Source organism: Leucobacter chromiisoli, from assembly GCF_016522505.1.
In the GTDB taxonomy this organism is placed as follows: domain Bacteria; phylum Actinomycetota; class Actinomycetes; order Actinomycetales; family Microbacteriaceae; genus Leucobacter; species Leucobacter chromiisoli.
In genome coordinates, this window is record NZ_JAEHOH010000005.1 from 95,986 (window position 1) to 116,906 (window position 20,921).

The window sequence follows — 20,921 nt, forward strand, 5'->3', positions numbered from 1 at the left end:
GAATTCCCTGCGAATGCATCTCGACGTCGAACTATTCCACGACCAGGGTTTTCTCGACGTGAAGCTATCTCGCCGATCCATCAATGCCACAGATGTCGCGCTCGGTATCGCCATCGGCGCGTGCGGCGCGCCATCGGGCGCAGGCGGCGTCCGGCTCGCGGCCCTACACTGACCCTGGTGACCGAGCTTCTGAACACTCTGCTGGATGCGATCCGCGACATGGATCCCGCGCTGCGCACCGTCGTGGCCGGCCTGGGCATCATGCTCGAGACCTCGGTCTTCGTCGGCCTCGTCGTACCTGGCGACTCCATCGCGCTGATCGCCGCGGTCGGCGTCACGAGCCCCGCGCAGTTCTCCTGGCTGGTCGTCGCGCTCATGGCCGGCTCCCTCGCGGGGGAGAGCGTCGGCTTCGCCCTCGGCCGATGGTTCGGCCCGAGGCTCCGCGGCAGCCGGGCGGGGCGGAGGCTCGGCGACCGCAACTGGGCGCTCGCCGAGCACTACCTGGGCGAGCGCGGCGGCGTCGCGGTCTTCCTCTCCCGGTTCCTCCCGGTGCTGCACTCCCTCGTGCCGCTCACCGCCGGCATGGCGGGCATGCGCTATCGCGTCTTCATCGTCTGGACCTTCGCCGCCAGCCTCGTCTGGTCGCTCCTCGTCGTCTCGCTCGGGTCGGGGGCCGCCGCGGGGTACGAACGGCTGGCCGGCACCGTCAAGGGAGCGGGCCTGCTGTTCGCAGCGGCGGCCGTCGCGGCGGCGGCCGCCCTCTGGGCGCTGAAGCGCTGGTTCTTCGCCCGCGAGCGACGGCACATGCGGAGCGAGGAGATCGAGGGCGGGGACGCCCGCTGAGCGCGTCCGAGCGCCCGACCGGCCTCGCACCCTAGACTGTCCGGGTGACCGAGTACGACCGCACCGACCCCCGGCCCCGCTTCGCAGCGCGCATCGAGGACTGGGTGCAGGGCCGCCGGGCGAAGCGGGCCGCGAGTCGGGGCAAGGTGCCCTCGGTGATCCCCTACATCGGCTACGGCAGCGGCGAGTGGGTGCGGGTGCTGGGCCGCGTGATGTACCTCAAGCCGTCGACGCGAGAGCACACGCGCTTCCGCTCAGACGTGGCCGAGGTCTCCCGCGTGCGGGGATGGCGCACGTTCACCAGCCTGCACGTGCCCCACCAGACGGTGCGCGTGCTCGTCGACGGCGAGCCGGTCAGCGAGGTGGTCTCGGATCGGGGCGGCGTGATCGACTCGATCGTGCCGGTCACGCTCTCCCCCGGCTGGCACACGCTCACGCTGCAGGCCGGCGACAGCGAGGCCACGAACGCCCCCGTGTACGTCGTGGATCCCGCCGCCCGCTTCGGCGTGATCTCCGACGTCGATGACACGATCCTCATCACCGCGCTCCCGAAGCCGCTGGTGGCGGCCTGGAACAGCTTCGTGCTCGACGAGCACGCCCGCGCCGCCACCCCGGGCATGGCCGTCATGCTCGACCACCTCGTGGCCGACCATCCCGGCTCGCCCGTCGTGTACCTGTCGACCGGGGCGTGGAACGCGGCGCCGGCGCTCAGTCGGTTCCTCGCCCGCAACCTCTACCCCATGGGCCCGCTGCTGCTCACGGACTGGGGCCCGACGCACGACCGCTGGTTCCGCAGCGGCAAGGAGCACAAGCGCCGCGAGCTGCGACGGCTCGCGGCCGAGTTCCCCGACGTGCGATGGGTGCTCATCGGCGACGACGGCCAGCACGACGAGATGCTGTACCACGAGTTCGCGACGGCCCACCCGCAGAACGTGGCGGCGGTCGCGATCCGGCAGCTCTCCGTCGGAGAGGCCGTGCTCGCCGGCGGCCGCTCCAAGGCCCGCCTGCACCGCAGCGTCAGCGGCGTGCCGTGGGTGTACGGCCCCGACGGCGCCACGCTGCGCCACGAGCTGCAGAAGCTGGATCTGATGTGAACGGCCTCGGCGCGACGCGGGAGGCGGAGCGGCCGTGACCGACGCCCGGCCTCCGCTCTGGCGACGCACCCCCGCGGAGCTCACGGGGCGCTTCCGCGCCGAGAAGCGCGCCTCCCTGCTGCAGGCCGGGAAGGCCCTCGCCGCGATGCTCATCGCGTGGCCGATCTGCCTGCTGGTCTTCCCCGACCAGCTGCCCATCTTCGGGGCGATCGCCGCGCTGCTCGTCGTGCAGCAGGACAATGTCGACCAGTCGCTCAGCCGGGGGCTCGAGCGGGTCGTCGGCGTGCTGCTCGGCGTCACGGTCGCCCTGATCGCCGGCGAGATCCTCGGACAGCACTCCTGGCTCTTCGTGGCGGCGCTCACGCTCGCGATCGCGCTGGGCTGGCTGCTGCGGATGACGCCGAGCGCCTCGAATCAGGTCGCCATCAGCGCGCTGCTGGTGATCGCGCTCGGCGGCCTGGATCTGCACTACGGAGTGGAGCGCCTGGTCGAGACGCTCATCGGCGCGCTCATCGGATTCGGGCTCAACGCCCTCGTCGCGGCCCCCGTGCGCACCCTCCCGGTGCACGAGGCGATCGCGAAGCTCACGGAGGACGCCGCAGCGGCGCTCCGCCGCCTCGCAGACGCGCTCGACGAGCCGCGCGACGACGAGTGGCTCGAGGAGATGTACGAGCGGGCGCGAGCGCTGCAGGAGGACCGCTCCGGCGTGCACGCGCTGCTCAGGCAGGCGCGCGAGAGCCTGCGGCTCAACCCGCGGAGCCGACGCTACCGGGAGGGTCTCGCCGCCGACGACGAGCTGTTCCAGCGACTGCAGCCCATCGTGACCCAGGTCATCGGGATGTCGCGAGCCGTCTACGACCTCTACGAGTCGGATCTCGTGGCCGATCCCTCGGTGGTCGGGATGGTGGAGGAGATCCGCCGCGCGGCGCACGACCTCGAGCTGCTCGTCGGTCCCGGAGAGCCGACCGGTGACCACGTCGAGCCTCCGCTGCTCACCTCCCCCTACACGATCCCCCGCCCGCATCCCGACCACTGGGTGCTGATCGGATCGCTCATGGAGGATCTGCGGCGGGTGCGGGGCCGGATCACGGGCGAACTCGACCTGTAGCGAGCTTCGGGCGCACGAAAGAGGGGTCGCCGCGGACGACCCCTCTGCGCGCCTCGCTACTGCTGCAGGGCGGCCTGGACGTCGAGGGTGATCGTGACATCGGAGCCGAGCAGGAGACCGCCCTTCTCAAGCGGTGCGTTCCAGGTGAGGCCGAAGTCCTCGCGCTTCACGACGGTCGTCGCGGTGAAGCCCGCCTTGTAGTTGCCGTAGGCGTCCTCGCCGAAGCCGCCGAACTCGAAGTCGAAGGTGACGGGCTTGGTCACACCGCGCATGGTGAGGTCGCCGTCGACCTTGAAGTCGCCGTTCTCCTCGCGGACGCCCGTCGAGACGAAGGTGAGCTGGGGGTACTCCTCGGCGGCGAAGAAGTCACCCGTGCGCAGGTGGCCGTCGCGGTTCGGCTCGTTGGTGTTGATCGACTCGACCTCGGCCGTCGCCGTCACGGAGGAGTCGAGGGGGTTCTCGCCGGTCGTGAAGGTCGCCTCGAACTTCTCGAACTTGCCCTTGACCTTGCTGATGGCGAGGTGGCGGACGGAGAATCCGACCTCGGAGTGGGTGGGGTCGACGGTCCAGGTGCCGACGCGGTAACCGGGGATCTGGTCTGCGGTGATTGCCATGGTGAGCCTTTCGATCAACTGCATTCGTTTTAATTGATGTTTCAACTATAGCGACGCGATGCGGGATCCGCAAGCATTCATGCGGATCCTTTTCTCACACGGGCGGCGCCGGGCTTCTAGCGCGGGCGGCGCTTGGCCGATTCGCGCGCGCGGAGGGCGGTCTCGTCCACCCCGGCGCGGGGCTCGAACGATCCGTAGCGGCGCTTCGCCGCCTCCGCGATGAGGAAGTCGGTGATGGCCGGGTTCTTCGGCAGCAGCGAGCCGTGCAGGTAGCTGCCGATCACGTTGCCGGTGCGCGCGCCCTCGACGCCGTCATCGGGGTTGTTCCCCGCCCCCTGCGTCACCCGGCCGAGCGGCCGGGACCCGGGGCCGAGCGTCGTGTGCCCGCTGTGGTTCTCGTAGCCGATCACCTCGCCGAACTCCTCGGTGTCGAGGACGATGTTGCCGATCATGCGCTCGTCTCCGCCGCGGGTCTCGACGTCGAGCACGCCGATCCCGACCAGCTCGTCGCCGGTGTGGGTCACGAAGCGGTGCCCGAAGAGCTGGTAGAGGCCGCAGACCATCAGCATCGGAGCGCCCTCGTCCGCGAGCCGCTGGATGCGGTGCTGCTTGAGCGCGAGGTCGACGGCCACGCGGCCCTGCCCCGAATCCTGCCCGCCTCCCCCGACGACGATGTCGATCCTCTCGGGCAGCGGGTCCCCCGGGTTGACCTCGACGACCCGCGGCTCGAATCCGTGGGCACGGGCGCGCCGCTCGAGGGCCAGGACGTTGCCGCGGTCGCCGTAGATGTTCATGTCGCGCGGGTACAGGGACACGATCACGAGCTCGTTCACCAGATATCCTCCACCTCGGTCAGCTCCGCGAGCTCCCTGCGCAGCGCGAGCATCGCGGTGTACGTGCAGTAGATGCGGCGGGGTCCTCCGCCGGTGCGCGCCCGGAACTCGCGCAGCGCGCGAGCCAGATCCTCCTCGACGTGCCGCACCTCGACATCGTCGTGCTCGAGGCGCAGCGCCATGTCCCAGGCGCGGGTGCCGCTGACCGTGTCCACGCCCTCGACGAGCGAGGTGAAGTCCACGTCCCACAGCCAGGACATGTCGCGTCCATCGGCGTACTGGTCGTTGATCGCGATCATCACGTCGACGCCGGCCGCGTCGAACGAGGCGAGGCCGAGCCTGAACCCCGCGGGGTTCTTGACGAGCACGAGCTCGAGCGGCCGGCCGTCCAGCTCGAGCCGCTCGCCGCGTCCGAACGCGGGGCGCACCTCCGCCAGCGCCGCGAGCAGCGAGGCGGTCGTCGCAGGCGGCCGACGCCGGGCCGAGCGGCCGGGCAGGATGCCGGCGTCCAGGACCATGCGCACGGTTGCGAGCGCCGCAGCGGCGTTGAAGGTGTTGTAGAGGCCCTCGAGCTTCAGGTCGGTACCGTGCCGGGCGCCGTCGATCTCGAACACGGCCGAGTGATCGCCGAGCTCGACGAGTGCGACGTCGGCGCGAACGGCGTCGCTTCCGGCGCCCGCCGCGTCGGCCGTGCCGACGGCGACATCGCCGTCGTCCGTTCCGCGCGCGTCCCCGCCGCCGTGGAAGTCGTCGTCGCTCGGGAACATCGCCCGCAGCTCGGCGGAGAGGCCGAACTCCCGCACCTCGGGCAGCGATCGGCGATCCCGCGCCGCGGCGGCGCGCACCCGCTCCCCGATCGCGGCGAGCAGCGGATCCTCGCGGTTCACGACGACGCCCTCGGTCGTGGCGTCGGCGATGCGCTGCAGCAGCTTCGCCGTCGTGTCGATCTCGCCGAACCGGTCGAGCTGATCCCGCAGCACGTTCAGCAGCAGCGTGAAGCGGGGCTTCACCTTGTCGATGAAGTGCATCGCGTGCGCCTCATCGAGCTCCAGCACCGCGATATCGGCGTCGAGCCGCCCGCGCAGCGAGCACTCCTGCACCGCCGCAGCGATGACGCCCCTCGTGAAGTTCGATCCGGTGCGGTTCGTGAAGACCCGCAGGCCCTGCGCCTCGAGGATCTCGACGATCATCTTCGTGGTGGTCGTCTTGCCGTTCGTGCCGCTGACCGCGACCGCCCCGTAGGGCAGGCGGCCGAGCACGCGCGCGAGGAACCCTGGATCGAGCTTCTCGATCACGAGGCCGGGCAGCGCGGAGCCGCCGCCGCGGAGTCTCGCGAGCTGCCGCACCGTCTTGCCCGCGACGGCTGAGAGGAAATCACGCATGGGTCAAGCCTAGTGCGCGCGATGAGACTGCCGCGGTCGCACGGCGAGACTGCCGCGGTGCGCGCTACTCGGCGGCGTGCCTACCGCGACGGTGCGCGCTACTCGGCGGCGTGCCTGCCGCGACGGCCACCGCTCAGCCCGGGCGGCAGCAGCTCGGGGCGCATCCTCAACGTGCGCTCGACGCGCTGCTCCTGACGCCACTTCGCGACGGCGCCGTGATTGCCGCTCAGCAGCACCGGCGGCACCGCTCGGCCGCGCCACTCGGCGGGCTGCGTGTAGCTCGGGTACTCGAGCAGGGCACCCCCGCCGGAGGCCTCGTGCGACTCCTCGACGAGGCTCTCGGGGTTCCCGATCACGCCGGGCAGCAGGCGCCCGATCGCCTCGATCATCGCGATCGTCGCGACCTCGCCGCCGTTGAGCACGTAGTCCCCGATACTGACGAGGCGCACGCGGCCGCGGTCGGCGTACTCGTCGAAGACGCGCTGGTCGATGCCCTCGTAGCGCCCGCAGCCGAACACGAGGTGCGACTCCCCCGCCAGCTCGCGCGCCATGCGCTGGTCGAAGACCTCTCCAGCGGGCGAGGGGAAGATGATGAGCGGGTCGGGACCGGCATCCTGAGCCGCGAGGATGCCGTCGAGCATCTCGCCCCAGGGCTCGGGCTTCATCACCATGCCGGCTCCGCCGCCCGCGGGCTTGCCGTCGACCGTGCGGTGCCGATCGTGGGCGGCATCGCGCAGGTCGTGCACCCGCACGTCGATCAGGCCCCGGCTCCGGGCCTTGCCGAGCAGCGAGAGCTCGAGGGCGTCGAAGTACCCGGGGAAGATCGTGACGACGTCGATCCTCACGCGGGGTCGCCCTCCGCGTTCCCTGGAGCGGGCTCAGCCTCGGGACCGGATTCAGAGCCGACCTCAGAGCCGGAATCGGGCTCGGCCTCGGGACCGGATTCAGAGCCGGAATCGGGCTCGGCATCCCCCGAGTCGGGGCCCTCCTCGAAGAGGCCGGTCGGCGGAGTCACGACGACGACGCCGGCCTCGGGATCGACGCTCGGCACGATGGCCTCGACGAACGGCACCAGCACGATCCCGCCCTCCGTCTTGACGGCCAGCAGATCCTGCGCGGGGAGGTGCTGCACCTCCACGACCGTGCCGACGGTGACGCCGTCCCGCTGCACCGCGAGCCCCACGAGCTGGTGGTCGTACCAGGCGTTCTCCTCGGCGCCCTCCGCGACGGCGCTCTCATCGATCCACAGGATCGCCCGCACGATGCTCTCGACGGCGGTGCGGTCCGGAAGCTCGTCGAAGAACCCGACGGGGGCGTCGTTGAACCAGCGCAGCTCGCGCATCGTGATGGTGCGCTCGAACCACGGCGAGTCCTGCGGCACCTGGAGATGGAACACCGCGCCCGGCACGAACCGCAGCTCAGGATTGTCGGTGAAGAGTTCGAGCTTGACGCCGCCCTTGAGCCCGTGCGGCTTCGTCAGGCGACCAACGCGGAGGCTCCCCGCCCCGCTAGCGGGACGAGGAGCCTGGGTGCGCTTGGGCGCGTCGACCATCAGGACGCGTCCTCCGCCTCGTCTGCGTCGTCGGTGTCGACGACGTCGATGCGGACGCGGTCGCCGTCCGCGAGGGAGCCGATGACCGTGCGCAGGGACTGGGCGGTGCGTCCGCCCCGCCCGATGACGCGACCGAGATCGGCGGGGTGCACGCGCACCTCGAGGATCCCGCCGCGCGACGTCTCGCGCGCGTCGACCCGCACCCGCTCAGGGCGATCCACGATCCCCTTGACCAGGTGTTCGAGAGCGTCGGCCAACGCCTGCGCAGTCACGGTTCTAGCCCTCGGTGCTCTCGGCGGCCTCGTCGGCGGCGGCCTCAGCGGGAGCCTCGGCGGCGGCAGCAGCGGGCTTCTCCGCCTTCGGGCGCAGCACGGGCTTCTTCGCCGCGTCGGCCTCGAAGGCCGGCTTCGGCTCGACGGGGAGGACCTTCGACTCGGTGTCGCCCTCGCCCGTGAACTTGCCCCAGTCGCCGGTGAGCTTCAGGATCGCCGCGACCTGCTCGGTGGGCTGCGCGCCGACGCTCAGCCAGTACTGCGCGCGCTCCGAGTCGACCTCGATGAACGAGGGGTTCTCGGTCGGGTGGTACTTGCCGATCTCCTCGATCACGCGTCCGTCGCGCTTGGTGCGCGAGTCGGCGACGACGATGCGGTAGAACGGCGCACGGATCTTGCCGAGGCGCTTCAGACGGATCTTGACGGCCATGAATGACTCCTTGAGTTGAGTGGTGACGATGCGCCGATGTGTCGCGGCGCAGAGTGCCACGGTGGGAACGGCGCGAAAGCCTGACGCGCGAGTCGCGCGAACCCATCAATCTTCACACACACGGCCCTGAAATGCAATTTTTGTTGGGACCAGGGATTTTCGAGACTCGCTCTCCGCGGAGATCCCATTCTCGCCTCGATGAACCGGATCCTCGTGAGCGAAGGGGTCTCTCTCAGGAGCGCGATGCCTCGGGGAGCCCGGACGCCCCGGTGAGCCCGGACGCCCCGGGGACCCTCGACGCCCCGGTGAGCCTGGGCGCCCGGGGACCCGGGCTCCATGAGCGCCGCGATCCACCGCCGAGGAGAACTCGTGGACGGGCTGATCGGGGTCTCCGGCGGCGTCCTCGATGGATCCACCGGCGAGCCCGACCGCGCAGGCCTCGCGCACCTCCTGCCGAGGAGTGATCTCCTGCTGCTCCGACATGCTTCCTCCGTCCGTGAGGATGGAGAGAGTCTAGGCCCCGTCGAGTGTGCGCCCCGCTACTCGCGATCGGGCGTCCCTGTCCCACCAATGGCGACCGGGCTGTCCCTCATCCCACTACCTACTCGCGACCGAGCTACGTCCCTGCCCCGCTACTCGCGATCGGGCTGTCCCTGTCCCGCTGCTCGCGACCGGGCGGCTGCACGCCCGACTCCTCTCAGAAGGGGACACTGAGGGGAGGCTCCCCACTGCGGTCGCGGGGCGCTCCTCGGGCGGACTCCCGCCCACGATAGGTCGGGGCACCTCGAGCATGCGCGACAGGCGGGGAGTTCGGCCCTCTCGGGGCGCCCGGCCCATACGGGTCGCGACGGCCTTCTCGGGCACTCGGCCCTGACGAGTCGTCGCGGAATGGGGTGAATCTCACTCGGCTCGCCGGCTCGTCGGGGTACACGCGCCCCGTGGGGCTGGTCCACGTCAGCACGCCGCTGTCGTCCTGCTCGACCTTCCAGGCCGTCGAGTGCTTCAGCGTGTGATGCCGTCTGCAGAGATGGGCTGTGTTGACGGTCGACGTCGGCCCCCCGAGCGCGGCGTCGATCGTGTGGTCGATGTCGCATCGCTGCGGCGCGACGCGGCATCCGGGGAACCGGCAGTGCTCGTCTCGCGCTCTGAGAAAACGCCTCATCTCAGCGCTCGGACGATAGGCCTCGACCGCGATGATCTCGCCCTTCTCGCTGTCCACGTCGACGCGATCCCAGCTGCTCGCCGATGCGGCGAGGCCGCGCACCGCCTCGTCGCTCACGAGCTGGCCTCCGCTCAGCACGGCAGCGTCGTCGAACCCCGGAACGTCGAGAGCGTCCGAGAACTCGGCGAACGCTCCGGCGGAAGTCGAGCCCTGTTCGGACCCGGCCCGCGGTGCGCCGCCCGTTCGCCGCCCCGCGACCCGCTTCACGGGCACGAGCACCTGCACCCGCGCAGCGATCGACGCGAGACCGCCAGCCGGCCTCGCCGCCAGCGCACTCGGATCCCCGGCGAGGAGCATGTCGGTGAGCAGATCGGCGCGTATCTCGTCAGCGGACCGCACGTCGACCCGATCATCGACCCGATCGTCCCCCCGATCACCATCAGAGGCGACAGCGCCGGCGGGGAGCACACCGCCGGCGGGGAGCACACCGTCGGCCATGACACCGTCGGCCGACCCGTCGGCCGGGCGCCCCTCGGCGCGTCGGCTTCCGGCCGGAGCCGCCTTGATGCGGCGGGCCATCTGATCGAGCCGGTCTTTGATGCCGTAGGCGTAGAGGGCGGGCAGCGTCGCCACGAGATCGGCCATGCCGTCTTCGCCGTCGACGACCCGCACCGCGCGAAAGCGCCCGGCCTCCTTGTGACGCTCCTCGAACGCGCGCTCCGCATAGCGCTCCGCGAGCCGTCGCGCGATCGGACGCAGCCGGCCGACCGTCTGAGCCTCGGCGTGCTTCAACGCCTCCGCCTCGTAGCGGGCCCGGGCCCGCGGATCGGAGATGACCTCCCCCGATTCAACGACCGCCGAGGCATGCGCCTGCGAGATCCGGCCGTCGGCGAGCGCGCGGTACGCCGCCGGATAGTCGTGCACGAGCCTCGCCGCCCGATCCATCTTCACCGCGACGGTGCGATCCGACTCGTTCACCGCGGCCCCCAGCTCGGCGGCCACGGCGCGATGGGCGAGCTGGGCGTTGTCGGGGTGCGCCCCAGCTGCGGAGACGGCGTCGGCGATCAGGGATCCGCTCGACAGCAGGAGCGCCTCGACCGCCTGCAGGTGACGCATCTGCTCGCGCACCGCCGCGAGGCTCGACACCACCGAGTCGAGCGCGTCGAGCTGCGCCGAGGGGGTATCGAACGGGAGCGGGGTCATGCCTCTATCAGAGCATCGACCACTGACATCGGCCCCCCAGGAGCGGCGGGAACGGGCGGGTGCTGCGAGATCGGCCGTCCACGCTTTCCGGGGGAATTCTGGAGGTTCGGGATCTTCTTCGCATTCAGCTCCTGTGCAGCTGTGGATGAGTCCCTGTTATCCACAGAGTCCTGCACTCCCGGAGACAGGAGGTCGTCATGTCGCCCACGTCAGCCGTATCCCACCTCTTCGCCGTGATGCCCTCGAGGGACACCCGCGCCGCGGCATCCTGGTACGCCACCCTCTTCGGCAGGCCGTCCGACGAGGAGGTCGGGGACGAGATCATCTGGGAGATCAGCGAGACGGCGTGGTTCGTGCTGGCTCCGCACGCCGAGCACGCGGGCCACGGCATCGCGACCCTCGCGGTGCACGACCTCGACGGCGTGCTCGAGCGACTGCGCACCTACGAGGAGGAGACCGCCACCGCGGCGGGCGCGGCGGGCTCGGAGCAGTACCTCGTCGAGACCTACGGGAACGGGGTGCGTCACATCGCGGTCCGGGATCCCGATGGGAACAGCCTCGCACTCGCGGAGGAGCCGACACCGGAGGAGCCGACACCGGAGGAGCCGACTCCGGAGAGGATCGCGGACGAGGTCTGACGCCGGGCGATCCGGCACCACCGCTCCGGACGGCGCCACGGCACCACCGCTCCGCAAGGCGCCACCGCCGCGACCGGCCCGCGCTCAGAGCGGGGGCCGCTCCCCCGCGGGAACGTCGAGGCCGAGCAGCGCGTTCTCGGTGACCTCCATCAGGGCCGGGTGGATCCAGTACTGCCCGCGCGCGAAGGTGTGCGCGTCGATCCCGAAGCTCATCGCCGTGACGACCGGCTGGATGAGGTTCGAGGCCTGATACCCCATGACGCAAGCCCCGAGGATCCGCCCGTCGCGACGATCGGCGACCGTCTTGAACAGGCCCGAGCGATCCTCCATCGCCCATCCGTACGCCGTGTCGCCGTAGCGCTGGACCTTGCAGGTGACGTTCTCGGCGCCGATGCGCTCCACCGCCTGCGTCTCGGTGAGCCCCACGCTGGCCAGCTCGGGGTGGGTGAACACCGCCGAGGGGACCGCATCCCGCCTCGACTCGCGGAGATCGTCCGGATGCTCGAGGTTGTGAGCGACGACACGCGCCTCGTGGTTGGCGACGTGCTTCAGCTGGAGCTCCGAGCATATGTCGCCGAGCGCGAAGAGGCCGTCGACCGGGCGCCCGCCCGAGAGCACCCGCTGGAAGGCGTCCACGGCGATCCTGCCGTCGCCGTGCAGGTCGAGCCCGGCCTCCGCCGCGCCGACGAGGTCCGAGTTCGGCCGCCGTCCCAGCGCCACCAGCACGATGTCGAACTCGCCGGGCTCCCGCACCTCCTCCTCGCTCTGCGCACCCCGCACGAGGATCTCCGCGGTGACGGCTCCGTCGTCCGTCTCCGCGAGGGAGGAGAGCACGCGCCCGCAACGGACCGTCCAGTTCTTCCCGGCCTCCTCGGTGTAGGCCCGTGAGATCTCCTCGTCGAGCCCGCGCATGAGCCGCGGCCCCCGGTTGATCTGCACCACCTCGGCGCCGAGCCCGGAGAAGATGCCCGCGAACTCGCAGGCGATGAACCCTCCTCCGACGACGAGGACGCGCCGGGGCAGACTGTCGATGCGCATGACGGTGTCCGAGGTGTGCACGTGCGGCAGATGGATCCCGGGCACGTCCGGCAGCACGGGCCGGGAACCGGCTGCGATGACGAGCCGCTCAGCCTCGACCCGCGTGCCGTCCTCCGCGACGAACGATCGCGCGCCCGCGAGCCTCACCCGCTGCTCGATCAGCTCGACGTTCTCGAGCTCGTCGCGATAGCGTCGGCCCGCATCGGAGATCGGATCGATCCGCGAGAAGATGCGGTCCCGCATGCCGACCCAGTCCACCGCCTCGGTGCGCTGCGTGACGTTCAGCCGGGCCGCCTCCTCCGGGCCGCGGGCGGCCTCTGAGGGGCGCACGAACATCTTGGTGGGGATGCATCCGACGTTGAGGCAGGTGCCTCCGAAGGTCCCCTGCTCGGCGAGCACCACCCGCTTGTCCTCCCAGTGCGGGGTGATCAGGGTGTTCCCCGATCCGGAACCGATGATCGCGAGGTCGGCGGTGAGTGTCGTCATTCCCCCATCGTAGGCCGGGCGAGCGGGGCTTCCGTGCGGGACGGGCGCGCCCCCGTAGGCCGGCGGCGGGGCCCCAACGCCCGGCGCGCCGGGGACGCCGCGCCGGGCGAGCGAGGCACGCCTGCGCGCTCCACGGCGATACCGCATTTGCGGCGCTCCATCAACGGGTTGCGGCACGGAGCGCCGCACCGCTTCACTCGTGAGGGAACCCAGGACGCGTCGCTCCCGCGGGCCCAGCCCGAGCCGAGCGGCCGTCATCGCCCGAACGAGAGGAGCAAGCATGTCGCATCTCACAGGCAAGAGGATCGCCTTCCTCGCCACCGACGGTTACGAGGACTCCGAGCTGACGAGTCCCTGGGGCGCGGTGACGGAGCACGAAGCCGTCGCCGAGCTGATCTCGACGGAGACCGGCACCATCAAGGGCAAGAAAGAGCACGAGGCGCAGGTGGGTCGCACGACCTCGGAGGCGAACGCCGACGACTACGACGCGCTGGTGCTGCCGGGCGGGGTCGTGAACGCCGACCACATCCGGCTCGACCGGGCGGCCGTGCAGTTCGTGCGGCGCTTCTTCGAGACCGGCAAGCCCGTCGCGGTCATCTGCCACGGCGCGTGGATCCTCGCCGACGCCGATGTGCTCCGCGACCGCACCATCACCTCCTACCCCAGCCTGCGGACCGATCTGATCAACGCGGGGGCGAACTGGGTCGACGAGGAGGTCGTGGTCGACCAGGGCCTGGTGTCGAGCCGCACCCCCGACGATCTGCCCGCCTTCAACGCGAAGCTGGTCGAGGAGGTCGCCGAGGGGCGCCACGAGGGCCAGACCGCATAGGGTTGATGGCAGACATCGCCCGACGGTGACGGAACGCCGGGCGGATCCCGCGGCGGAGGGGGTGGGCTCGTGATCGAGTTCCAATCGGTGACGAAGACGTACCCCGGCGGGTCGGTGGCCGTCTCGGAGTTCTCCTTGACGGTCCCGTCCCACCGCACCGTGGTGCTGGTCGGGTCCTCCGGTTCCGGCAAGACCACGCTGCTGCGGATGGTCAACCGGATGGTGGACCCGACCGAGGGCCGGGTGCTCATCGACGGAGACGACGTCCTCGACCGCGATGCCGTGCGGCTTCGGCGCTCGATCGGCTACGTGCTGCAGCAGGGCGGGCTGCTGCCCCATCGCACCATCGCCGACAACATCGCGACCGTCCCCGTGCTCACGGGCGCTTCCCGCAGGGAGGCGCGAGCCGCCTCGCTGGAGCTCATGGAGCGGGTGGGCCTCGACCGCTCGCTCGCCCGGCGGTATCCCGCCCAGCTCTCCGGGGGGCAGCAGCAGCGCGTCGGCGTGGCCAGGGCGCTCGCCGGGGATCCCAACATCCTGCTGATGGACGAGCCCTTCGGCGCGGTGGATCCCATCGTGCGGCGCGAGCTCCAGGACGAGCTGCTGCGGCTGCAGTCGGAGCTCGGGAAGACGATCGTCTTCGTCACCCACGACGTCGACGAGGCCTTCCGCCTCGGCGACGAGGTCGTCGTGCTGCGCGAGCGGGGAGAGATCGCGCAGCACGGCACTCCGGCGGGGATCCTGGCGGAGCCCGCGGCCGACGTCGGGCGCGGGTGAAGAGGATGCGAGCGCGCCGAGCGCTCCCTGCGCACGGTGCAGCGGGAGGGGCGCACGATCGTGGTCGACGGGAACGAGCGGCCGATCGGGGTGCTCGGCCCATGAGCTGGCTCGCCTCGAACTGGGCGCAGGTGCTCGAGCTCGCCGTCGACCACCTCATCCTGAGCGTGCCGGCGATCCTCGCGAGCGTGCTCATCGCCGTTCCCATCGGCCGCCTCGCCTTCCGGCGCCCGCTCCTCGGGTCGCCGCTGCTCGGAGCGGCGTCCCTCATGTACGCCATTCCCGCGCTGCCGCTGCTCATCATCGTCCCCGCCGTGATCGGCACCGCGCTCCGCTCATCGGCGACGATGATCGTCGCTCTGACGGTCTACGGCGTCGCCCTGCTCGTGCGCACCTCGGCCGATGCCTTCGCGTCCGTGGACGGGGCGGTGCGCGACGCCGCTCTCGCCACGGGGTACTCGCCGCTGGGCGTCTTCTGGCGGGTGGATCTGCCGCTCGCCGTCCCGGTGCTCGTCTCGGGCGTGCGGGTCGTGGTCGTCTCCACCATCAGCCTCGTCACGATCGGCGCGCTCATCGGGGTCTCGAGCCTCGGCACGCTGCTCACCGACGGGTTCCAGCGGGGGATCGCGGCCGAGGTGGCGACGGGCCTCATCGCCACGGTCGTGCTGGCGCTCGTGCTCGACGCCGCGGTGCTCGCGCTGGGCCGCGCCGTGACCCCGTGGACCGCGACCGCGAGACCCGCAGCGTCGAGGCGCCGCGCGCGAGGGGAGGTCGCGCGATGAACCTCTTCGCCGAGGCGATCGCCTGGCTCGCAGACCCGACGCACTGGTCGGGTCCCGGCGGCATCCCGACTCGTGTGGGCCAGCACCTCCTCATCACCTTCGCCGCCGTCGCGATCGCGGCGATCGTCTCGATCCCGAGCGGCGTGCTGATCGGTCACCTCCGTCGCGGCGCCGGCTTCATCGGCGCGATCACCGGAGCGGCCCGCGCGATCCCGACGCTCGGTCTGCTCACCCTGTTCGGCCTCGCGCTCGGGATCGGGCTCACCGCCCCGCTGCTCGCCCTCGTCATCCTGGCGATCCCGTCACTGCTCGCGGGCGCCTACGCGGGAGTGCAGGCGGTCGATCCGGATCTGCCGGGGGCCGCCCGAGCGATCGGGATGAGTCCCCTCCAAGTCGTCGGCCGGGTGGAGTTCCCCCTCGCCCTCCCCGTCGTCGTGGGCGGGCTCCGCGCCGCGACGCTGCAGGTCGTCGCCACCGCCACGCTCGCCGCCTACACCTCGAACCTCGGGCTCGGACGCTACCTCTTCGCCGGCCTGAAATCGCGCGACTACGCCCAGATGCTCGCCGGCGCCCTGATCGTCGCGGTGCTCGCCCTGGTGCTCGAGCTCGCACTGGCGGCCTGCCAACGGCTCGCCGCCCGACGTTTCGCCCGCCCGGGTTCGCACCCCCGCACCGGGCGGCGCGGGGCCCGCTCCACGGACACGACCGCAATCGCCACCGCAGCTTCGCGAAAGGAAGTCACACCATGAACCGTCGCACCATCGCCACCGGAGCGCTCCTCGCCGCGAGCGCGCTCGCCCTCAGCGCATGCACCGGCGGCGACCCGCTCAACGAGGGCGGGAGCGGCGATGCCGGTGGGTCCTCGGACACCATCGTCGTCGGCTCGCAGGACTACTACTCGAACGAGATCGTCGCCGAGATCTACGCCCAGGCGCTCGAGTCGGAAGGCTACGACGTCGACCGGCAGTTCAGGATCGGCCAGCGCGAGGTCTACCTGCCCGAGATCGAGAGCGGATCGATCGATCTCTTCCCCGAATACACGGGCCCGCTGCTGCAGTACTGGGTGCCCGACACCGGGGCCCGTCTCTCCGACGACGTCTACGACGAGCTGGCTGCGAACACGCCGGACGGCCTCCGACCGCTCGAGCAGGCGCCCGCGACCGACCAGGACTCCTACGTGGTGACGCGGGAGTTCGCCGACGAGTGGGGCCTCGAGACCGTGGCGGACCTCGAGAAGGTCACCGACCCCTTGACCCTCGGCGCGAACTCGGAAGCGGAGAGCCGCCCCAACGGGCCGGAGGGCCTGCGCGAGACCTACGGGGTGGAGGTGGGCTTCACGCCCATCGAGGACGGGGGCGGACCCCTCACCGTGAAGGCGCTGCAGGACGGCGACATCCAGCTCGCGATCATCTACACCGCCGACCCCTCGATCGCGGAGAACGACCTCGTTTCGCTGGAGGACCCGGAGGGCCTGTTCCTCGCCTCGCACCTGGTGCCGCTCGCGAGCGACAAGGTCGACGACGAGGCCGCCGCCGTCATCGACGCGGTGAGCGCGGCGCTCGAGCCGCAGGACCTCATCGAGCTGAACGCCCGCAGCGTCTCGGAGGAGCTGCCCGCCGACACCATCGCGAGCGACTGGCTGGCCGAGCAGGATCTCGGCTGAGCCCGGGCGGCCGGGCGGGGCCCTCGGGCGGCCGCCCGGCCGCATCCGGGGCAGCCTCGATCAGGGAGTCGCCTCCAGGAACGCACTGACGAGGATGCCGATGAGCGCCACGGCGGCCATCGTCAGGAAGTACACCGCCAAGCGCCGCAGTCTTCCCGCGCCGGGTCGCGCCAGGAACCGCGTGAGCAGCAGCGCCGCGAAGAACACCACGACGGCCACCGCCGTCGCCCATGCCACGGGCGCCGAGCGGCCCGGTGAGACGAAGATGAGCGCCGAGAGGGGGATCATGCTGGCGGCCGCGAAGAGGAAGCCCACGATCACCCAGACGTTGCCGGAGGAGGTGCGCAGGGCGGGTTGATTCGCCATCTTGGTGGGATCGAGCGGTTCAGCCGTCGGGTCCGGTTCTCCCGCAGGGCGCGGCTGACTCGTGGAGCGCGGTTCACCCCGAGGGTCCGCTCCGTCCCGGGGCTCCCGTTCGCCGCTCATGCGCGGTCCACCAGGTCGCGCTCACCCACCCCGCGAGCGCAGTGGGCGCAGCAGAAGATGCGCCCCTCGGCTTCGACGCCGTGGCCGAGGATCCTGCATCCGCAGTGCCCGCACTCGGGGGCCATCGCCTGCGCCGCGCACTCGAAGCTGTCGAACGTCCCCGATGCGTCGGGCGCGGTGACCGTGAAGGTCTTGTCGTAGTCGTTGCCGCACGTGTCGCATGTCGCCATGATGCTGAGCTCCTCACCTCTCGGGCGACGACCGGTTCGGACGCTCCGTCGAGCATCGGAGATGCTCGCGCACGTCCGCACGCGGATCGTCGATGATGGTCCACGTGATCCCAGGATCCCCCTCCCGCCCGGCGGGCGGGAGGGGGTGGCCGATCCGGCGGATGCGGCGTATGGTGCGAGCCCGGACGCGCACCCGTTCAAGCGGAGGCGGCCCCGGCTCGGGGCAGGCTCCGCGTGCATCGGCCCGGACCGGCCCGTCTCCGACCCGGGTCCGATCTCGTCCTCCGCGCCGCTCCCTAGACTGAGGAGCATGGAGTTCTCCGACCGCCCGGTGTGGCGCACGCGCGCGTGGTTCGGCGCGGCGATCGCCTCGGCGCTCGTGCTGCTCGGGCTCTCGTTCATGGGCGTCGGCGGCGACCCGCGCACGGTCTGGCTGCCCCTCGCGGTCGCGGCGGGAGTCGTCTCGGCGGTGCTGGGCTCCACTCTGCTGCGCGTGCGGAGAGAGCGGCGCGAGCACGAGGACCGCCTGACGGAGTGGGCGGCCGAGCGGGCGGCCCAGGCCGAGCGGCTGCGGATCGCCCGGGAGCTGCACGACCTCGCCTCGCACGGCCTCGGCCTCATCACGGTGCGCGCGGCCGCCGCCGGGCGCGTGAGCGGCGCGCGGGCCGAGGAGGAGCGCAGCTCCGCGCTGCGCGACATCGAGCGGGCCGGACGCCAGGCCACGACGGAGCTGCGGCGCATGCTCTCGGTGCTGCGATCGGCGGACCAGGCCCCGGCTCCGCTGCGCCCCGGCGAGACGCTGGAGGATCTCGCGACGATCGTCGAGGGCGCGCGCACCGCCGGCCTCGACGTGGAGGCGAGGATGGGCGCGGGATCCGGTCTCGGAGAGATCTCGGCGGGCGTGCAGCTGACGATCTGCGCGATCGTGCGCGAGGGGCTCGCCAACACCGCGAGGCACGCCGGCCCCACGGCCGCGAGTGTCGAAGTGCGGCGCTCCGACGACGGATCCGGACCCGGAGCCGAGGTGACGGTGCGGGTGCGTGACCGAGGGCCGGCGCCCGCATGGGAGCCGCAGCCGGGGACGGGGCTCGGCCTCGCGGGGCTGCGCGAGCGGGTGACGGCGCTCGGCGGTTCGCTGTCCGCCGGCCGCGTCGAGGGCGACGGCGGCTACCTGCTCGCGGCGATCCTCCCCGACGGAGGCCGCCCCTGATGGCTCCCATCCGCGTGCTGGTGGTCGACGACCAGCCCCTGATCCGGCGCAGCCTCGGGCTCATCATCGACGGCGAGGCCGACCTCGCCGTCGTCGGCGAGGCGGGCACGGGCTCGGAAGCGGTCGCACAGGCGCTGCGGCTGCAGCCCGACGTGGTGCTGATGGACGTGCGGATGCCGGGCGGCGACGGCATCGAGGCGACCGGACGCATCGCGGCCGAGCCCGAGCTGGAGGGGACGCGGGTGCTCGTCCTGAGCATGTTCGAGCTCGACGAGTACGTCGACGCGGCGCTCCGGGCGGGCGCGAGCGGGTTCCTGCTCAAAGACGCCCCGCCCGAGCAGCTCGCCGACGCGATCCGGCGCACGCGCTCCGGTGAATCGCTGTTCGCGCCCAGCATCCTCGCCCGACTGGTCGAGGAGTTCCTGGAACGGTCGGCCGCTCCCCCCGCCACGGGCCTCGACCGCCTCACCGCGAGAGAGGTCGAGGTGCTCACCCTGATCGGCCGGGGCCTCTCGAACGACGAGATCGGAGCGCACCTCGTGATCTCGATGGGCACGGTCAAGACGCACATCGGCAGCATCCGGGCGAAGCTGCACGCCCGGGATCGGGCGCAGCTCGTGATCGCCGCCTACGAGCACCGGCTGCTCCGCTGAGGCGCTCCCCGGCAGGCCGGCCCGGTCATCGGTCTCGCGGCCGCCCTCCGTCCGGTTCGACTAGAACTGCCCGACGTTGCGGCTCTCGGTGCGCCGGCGCGTGGCGAGCGTCGCGATCCAGGTGACGAGCCACAGGCCGACGCCGATGGCCAGCAGCAGGCCGGCGATCTCGTACTGGATCCAGTCCTCCCGGCTGCGCGCCCAGGGACCGGCGAGGAAGAGGGAGAGGATCGCGCCGAGGATCGGCACGACCGTCGGCGCCCGGAAGCCGTTCTCCGGGGTCGGATCGCGCCGCAGCACGAGCAGCGCGATGTTGACCACGGCGAAGACGCAGAGCAGCAGCAACCCGGTGGTGCCGCCGAGCGCGCCGACGATGCCGTCCTCGGAGTTCTGGTTGACGTAGACCACGAGACCCACCGCGAGGAGCGTGCTGAACAGGATCGAGACCCACGGCGAGCGCCGCTTCGGCAGCACCTTGCTGAGCACCTTCGGCAGCACGTCCTGCTTCGCCATGCCGTAGAGCAGGCGGCTCGCCATCAGCATGTTGATGAGGGCGGTGTTCACGACCGCGAACACCGTGAGGAAGGGGAAGATCGCGTCGACCGGGATGCCGGGCGCTCCGATCCTGACGACGTCGAGCAGGATCCCGGCATCGGGGTTCTTCGGGTTGAGCAGGTCGCCCGGCGGGATCACCATGATGACGGTCACCGCGACCAGCATGTAGATGAGGGCGCAGAGTCCGAGGCCGGTGAGCATGATCCTCGGGAAGTCGCGCTGCGGGTTCTTGCACTCCTCGACCAGGTTCACCGAGTCCTCGAAGCCGACCATCGCGAAGAACGCGATCGCCGTCGCCATGGTGACGGCGGCGAAGGCGCCTCGGTCCCCGGGGGTCTCGAACACGACGAGCCGCCCGACATCGCCGTTGCCGCCGACGATGGCGATGAAGCCGATCACGATGATGACGCCCATGATCCCGAGCGTCACGAGGGTGAGCACGAGGTTGAACTTCACGCTCTCGCCGACGCCCCGCAGGTTGATGAGCGCCAGGACGACGATGATCGCGATCGCCGTGACCATCGTCGCCGTCGAGTCGCTGGGGACCCCCTCGAAGAACTGCCCGAAACCGATGAGGAGGTTCTTCGCGACCAGCGTCGCCGAGGTCGCGGCGCTCGTGATGCCCGAGCTGGCGACGGCGAAGGCCACGATGAAGGTGACGAAGTGGATGTGGAACGCCTTGTGCGTGTAGAGCGCCGCTCCGGCCGCATAGGGGTACTTCGTCACGAGCTCCAGGTAGGAGAAGGCCGTCAGCGTCGCGATGGCGAAGGCGAGCAGGAACGGCAGCCACGCTGCGCCGCCCACCTGGCCCGCCACCCGGCCGGTGATCGCGAAGATGCCGGCGCCGATGATGTCGCCCATGATGAGCAGGAGCAGCAGCTTCGGCCCGATCACCTTCTTGAGCCCGGTTCCGTGATCGGCCCCCTCAATCGCCGCGACCGCTTCGGTATCGGGTCTCGTCATCGTGCTCCCCCTTCTCGCTCCCGCCTCGTCGCAGGCACCCCGAGGCGAATGCCTCGAGCGCAGATCGAGGACTCCAATGTATCCCAGTTCGGGAACGAGGCGGAGGTGCCCCAGTTCG

The 20,921-nt window shown here is 71.2% G+C and carries 23 protein-coding genes and 1 pseudogene; 12 read left to right on the forward strand and 12 right to left on the reverse strand.

The window, feature by feature from the left end; translation table 11 throughout:
- Positions 1–13 precede the first annotated feature (13 nt).
- Genes JD276_RS04115 through JD276_RS04130 form a run of 4 tightly spaced genes read left to right on the forward strand, consistent with a single transcriptional unit; the run spans position 14 to position 3,045 of the window.
- Entirely contained in the window at positions 14–172 is a 159-nt protein-coding gene (locus tag JD276_RS04115; protein WP_200114161.1) for a hypothetical protein, read from the forward strand.
- A gap of 5 nt (positions 173–177) precedes the next feature.
- Complete coding sequence (locus tag JD276_RS04120) at positions 178–843, forward strand: DedA family protein (protein WP_307866439.1); 666 nt, start codon at positions 178–180, stop codon at positions 841–843.
- A 44-nt stretch (positions 844–887) separates the two neighbouring features.
- Positions 888–1,937, forward strand: coding sequence for an App1 family protein phosphatidate phosphatase (locus JD276_RS16290; RefSeq protein ID WP_307866440.1), 1,050 nt, complete (start codon positions 888–890; stop codon positions 1,935–1,937).
- Positions 1,938–1,971: 34 nt separating this feature from the next.
- Positions 1,972–3,045, forward strand: a complete 1,074-nt coding sequence (locus tag JD276_RS04130; protein ID WP_307866441.1) for an FUSC family protein — start codon at positions 1,972–1,974, stop codon at positions 3,043–3,045.
- 56 nt (positions 3,046–3,101) lie between these two features.
- On the opposite strand, the gene JD276_RS04135 is transcribed toward JD276_RS04130, so the two are convergent.
- The 8 genes from JD276_RS04135 to JD276_RS04170 form a co-directional block, all read right to left on the reverse strand.
- Positions 3,102–3,659 (reverse strand): YceI family protein, encoded by a 558-nt coding sequence (locus JD276_RS04135; RefSeq protein WP_200114163.1) that lies wholly within the window; start codon positions 3,657–3,659, stop codon positions 3,102–3,104.
- 116 nt (positions 3,660–3,775) lie between these two features.
- The gene (locus JD276_RS04140) at positions 3,776–4,492 is read right to left on the reverse strand and encodes a type 1 glutamine amidotransferase (RefSeq protein ID WP_307866442.1); all 717 of its coding nucleotides are present in this window, start codon (positions 4,490–4,492) and stop codon (positions 3,776–3,778) included.
- Positions 4,489–5,874, reverse strand: a complete 1,386-nt coding sequence (locus JD276_RS04145; RefSeq protein ID WP_200114168.1) for a Mur ligase family protein — start codon at positions 5,872–5,874, stop codon at positions 4,489–4,491. Before JD276_RS04145 ends, JD276_RS04140 begins: the two co-directional genes overlap by 4 nt.
- Positions 5,875–5,972: 98 nt before the next feature.
- Positions 5,973–6,719, reverse strand: coding sequence for a tRNA (guanosine(37)-N1)-methyltransferase TrmD (trmD, locus tag JD276_RS04150; RefSeq protein ID WP_200114171.1), 747 nt, complete (start codon positions 6,717–6,719; stop codon positions 5,973–5,975).
- Positions 6,716–7,426, reverse strand: coding sequence for a ribosome maturation factor RimM (gene rimM / locus JD276_RS04155; protein WP_200114172.1), 711 nt, complete (start codon positions 7,424–7,426; stop codon positions 6,716–6,718). Before rimM ends, trmD begins: the two co-directional genes overlap by 4 nt.
- On the reverse strand, positions 7,426–7,698 hold the full coding sequence (locus JD276_RS04160; RefSeq protein WP_200114173.1) for an RNA-binding protein: 273 nt from the start codon (positions 7,696–7,698) through the stop codon (positions 7,426–7,428). Before JD276_RS04160 ends, rimM begins: the two co-directional genes overlap by 1 nt.
- A 4-nt stretch (positions 7,699–7,702) precedes the next feature.
- Positions 7,703–8,128 (reverse strand): 30S ribosomal protein S16, encoded by a 426-nt coding sequence (rpsP, locus tag JD276_RS04165; RefSeq protein WP_200114174.1) that lies wholly within the window; start codon positions 8,126–8,128, stop codon positions 7,703–7,705.
- Positions 8,129–8,825: 697 nt separating this feature from the next.
- Positions 8,826–10,493, reverse strand: a complete 1,668-nt coding sequence (locus JD276_RS04170; RefSeq protein WP_200114179.1) for an HNH endonuclease signature motif containing protein — start codon at positions 10,491–10,493, stop codon at positions 8,826–8,828.
- Positions 10,494–10,690: 197 nt separating this feature from the next.
- Here JD276_RS04170 and JD276_RS04175 point away from each other — a divergent pair, with 197 nt between their 5' ends.
- Entirely contained in the window at positions 10,691–11,131 is a 441-nt protein-coding gene (locus JD276_RS04175) for a VOC family protein (RefSeq protein WP_200114182.1), read from the forward strand.
- 84 nt (positions 11,132–11,215) lie between these two features.
- Here the strand turns inward: JD276_RS04175 and JD276_RS04180 are convergent, their stop codons facing one another.
- The gene (locus tag JD276_RS04180; protein WP_200114184.1) at positions 11,216–12,655 is read right to left on the reverse strand and encodes a mycothione reductase; all 1,440 of its coding nucleotides are present in this window, start codon (positions 12,653–12,655) and stop codon (positions 11,216–11,218) included.
- A 280-nt stretch (positions 12,656–12,935) separates the two neighbouring features.
- On the opposite strand from JD276_RS04180, the gene JD276_RS04185 reads away from it, so the two are divergent.
- The 5 genes and pseudogenes from JD276_RS04185 (at position 12,936) to JD276_RS04205 (ending at position 16,706) form a co-directional block, all read left to right on the forward strand.
- Entirely contained in the window at positions 12,936–13,484 is a 549-nt protein-coding gene (locus JD276_RS04185; RefSeq protein ID WP_200114185.1) for a type 1 glutamine amidotransferase domain-containing protein, read from the forward strand.
- Between the two features lie 69 nt (positions 13,485–13,553).
- Positions 13,554–14,366: pseudogene (locus JD276_RS04190) on the forward strand (ABC transporter ATP-binding protein).
- Complete coding sequence (locus JD276_RS04195; protein WP_200114192.1) at positions 14,363–15,043, forward strand: ABC transporter permease; 681 nt, start codon at positions 14,363–14,365, stop codon at positions 15,041–15,043. The pseudogene JD276_RS04190 and the gene JD276_RS04195 overlap by 4 nt, the downstream one beginning before the upstream one ends.
- Positions 15,040–15,792: an ABC transporter permease gene (locus JD276_RS04200; RefSeq protein ID WP_200114194.1), complete on the forward strand. Its 753-nt coding sequence runs from the start codon at positions 15,040–15,042 to the stop codon at positions 15,790–15,792. Before JD276_RS04195 ends, JD276_RS04200 begins: the two co-directional genes overlap by 4 nt.
- Positions 15,789–16,706: an ABC transporter substrate-binding protein gene (locus tag JD276_RS04205; RefSeq protein WP_200114195.1), complete on the forward strand. Its 918-nt coding sequence runs from the start codon at positions 15,789–15,791 to the stop codon at positions 16,704–16,706. Before JD276_RS04200 ends, JD276_RS04205 begins: the two co-directional genes overlap by 4 nt.
- A 60-nt stretch (positions 16,707–16,766) precedes the next feature.
- Here the strand turns inward: JD276_RS04205 and JD276_RS04210 are convergent, their stop codons facing one another.
- On the reverse strand, positions 16,767–17,072 hold the full coding sequence (locus tag JD276_RS04210; protein ID WP_200114196.1) for a hypothetical protein: 306 nt from the start codon (positions 17,070–17,072) through the stop codon (positions 16,767–16,769).
- A gap of 116 nt (positions 17,073–17,188) precedes the next feature.
- Positions 17,189–17,422 (reverse strand): metallothionein, encoded by a 234-nt coding sequence (locus tag JD276_RS04215; RefSeq protein ID WP_200114197.1) that lies wholly within the window; start codon positions 17,420–17,422, stop codon positions 17,189–17,191.
- 310 nt (positions 17,423–17,732) lie between these two features.
- Here JD276_RS04215 and JD276_RS04220 point away from each other — a divergent pair, with 310 nt between their 5' ends.
- Positions 17,733–18,632, forward strand: coding sequence for a sensor histidine kinase (locus JD276_RS04220; protein WP_200114199.1), 900 nt, complete (start codon positions 17,733–17,735; stop codon positions 18,630–18,632).
- Complete coding sequence (locus tag JD276_RS04225) at positions 18,632–19,285, forward strand: response regulator (protein WP_200114200.1); 654 nt, start codon at positions 18,632–18,634, stop codon at positions 19,283–19,285. Before JD276_RS04220 ends, JD276_RS04225 begins: the two co-directional genes overlap by 1 nt.
- Before the next feature lie 60 nt (positions 19,286–19,345).
- On the opposite strand, the gene JD276_RS04230 is transcribed toward JD276_RS04225, so the two are convergent.
- Positions 19,346–20,803 (reverse strand): APC family permease, encoded by a 1,458-nt coding sequence (locus tag JD276_RS04230; protein ID WP_200114203.1) that lies wholly within the window; start codon positions 20,801–20,803, stop codon positions 19,346–19,348.
- Between the last annotated feature and the right edge of the window lie 118 nt (positions 20,804–20,921).